The sequence below is a fragment of the Enterococcus hailinensis genome, from assembly GCF_045862035.1.
Lineage (GTDB): Bacteria > Bacillota > Bacilli > Lactobacillales > Enterococcaceae > Enterococcus_A > Enterococcus_A hailinensis.
This window is the reverse complement of sequence record NZ_BAAFRV010000052.1, coordinates 1-1,496: the sequence shown is the minus strand read 5'-3', so window position 1 is coordinate 1,496 and position 1,496 is coordinate 1. Positions and strand designations below refer to the sequence as shown.

The 1,496-nt window shown below is 38.6% G+C and carries 1 protein-coding gene; it reads right to left on the bottom strand.

All coding sequences use genetic code 11. From position 1 onward, the window contains the following. Window positions 1-57 precede the first annotated feature (57 nt). Window positions 58-1,445 (bottom strand): IS3 family transposase gene (locus tag ACKTSC_RS13390; RefSeq protein WP_407857830.1). Its coding sequence is split into 2 segments (ribosomal slippage): window positions 58-905 and window positions 905-1,445, totalling 1,389 coding nucleotides; the frame shifts between segments, so codons are not numbered across the junction. Window positions 1,446-1,496: the final 51 nt, after the last annotated feature.

Sequence of the window (1,496 nt, the reverse complement as noted above, 5' to 3'; positions counted from 1 at the left end):
TGAAGTGAGACCCAATAGTTAGACCATATACCGATTAGATTTTTCTAGTCGGTATTTTTATGCTGTCATTCGTTCTCGATATTGAACCGGACTACATCCAAGCTTCGTTTTGATCCGCTGATGATTGTAGTAACTAATCCACTCTTCAAGTGCCTGCTTTAAGCTTTCGAGACTTGTATATTCAACACCATGATACATTTCCTGTTTTAATAATCCAAAAAAATTCTCCATCAGTGAGTTATCAAGACAATTTCCTTTTCGAGACATGCTTTGAAAGATATTTTCATTCGCTAATGAATTTCGATAGTTTTTCATTTGATATGCCCATCCTTGATCTGAATGAAAGGTTCGGCGATAAAGACAATCAGAAGTTTGAATGATTGCTTCCTTTTGTGCGTCAAGAATGGCTTTAATATTTGGCTTTTCTGAGATTCGATAAGACAAAATTTCGCCATTAAACATATCAAGAAATGGATCTAAATACAGTTTCTTAATGATTATTTTTCCCTTCTTATCCCGTTCATAATATTTAAATTCGGTCGTATCCGTTGTGATTTTTTGATGAGGAATAGAGGTATAGAAGCGACGATGAATCCGATTTTTTACCACACGTCCAACCATTCCTCTATAAGAACTGTACTTTCGAGATTTACGTGTAAATTTTAGTCCTTTTAATCCAAGTTTCCGCATGATTCGACGAATTTTTTTCTGATTTACTTTTAGTCCGCGCTCATTCAACGCAAGTTGAATACGACGATAGCCATAATTTCCGTTATTTTCTTCGAAAATATTAGTAATCAGTTTCTCCAATTCCGCATCGGGATTTTCACGAACCAACCGTTTTTGCCAATACATATACGTTGCTTTAGGGAATTTCGTTGCCTCAAGAAGAATTGTTAATCGGTGTTCTTTTCGGAGCGCGTGGATGATTCGTGCGTCTCGTTCTTGAGTCGATCTGGGACATTCATCCCTAAAGCTCGGAGCTTTTTTACGAAAGCCAATTCTGCCCGAAGCAGTTCATTCTCTCGTTCCAGTTCTTGTTCACGTGTACGTGGCTTTTTCTGGCTCTGTTTTTTCTTGTTCATAGAAGGTCTTCCTTTCGGTTTTGGTGTCAGACCTTCCATGCCTTCGTGCAAAAACGTTTGATGCCACCGTTGGAGTAAGTCTCCGGAAGGCAAGCCATAGTTTAGCGCAACATTCAGGTAAGAGTCACCACTAGTTAAATAATAGTGTATGACATCTCGCTTGAATTGAGAAGAATAAGTTTGTTTTTTCTTCCGTCGATTCAAGGAATTAAAACCGAGTTGCTCAACCGATTTCACCCATTTTTTTACTGTCGATGCAGCTGGAATGCCAAAATGATGAGCCAACGCTTCATAACCACCTTCGCCATTTCGATAAGCTTCAACAACTTGTCTTTTGAACGCATCCGCGTATTTCACCATAAAAAACCCCCTAAGTTAGATTTTTTGGTCTAACTTAGGGGGCGCACTTCA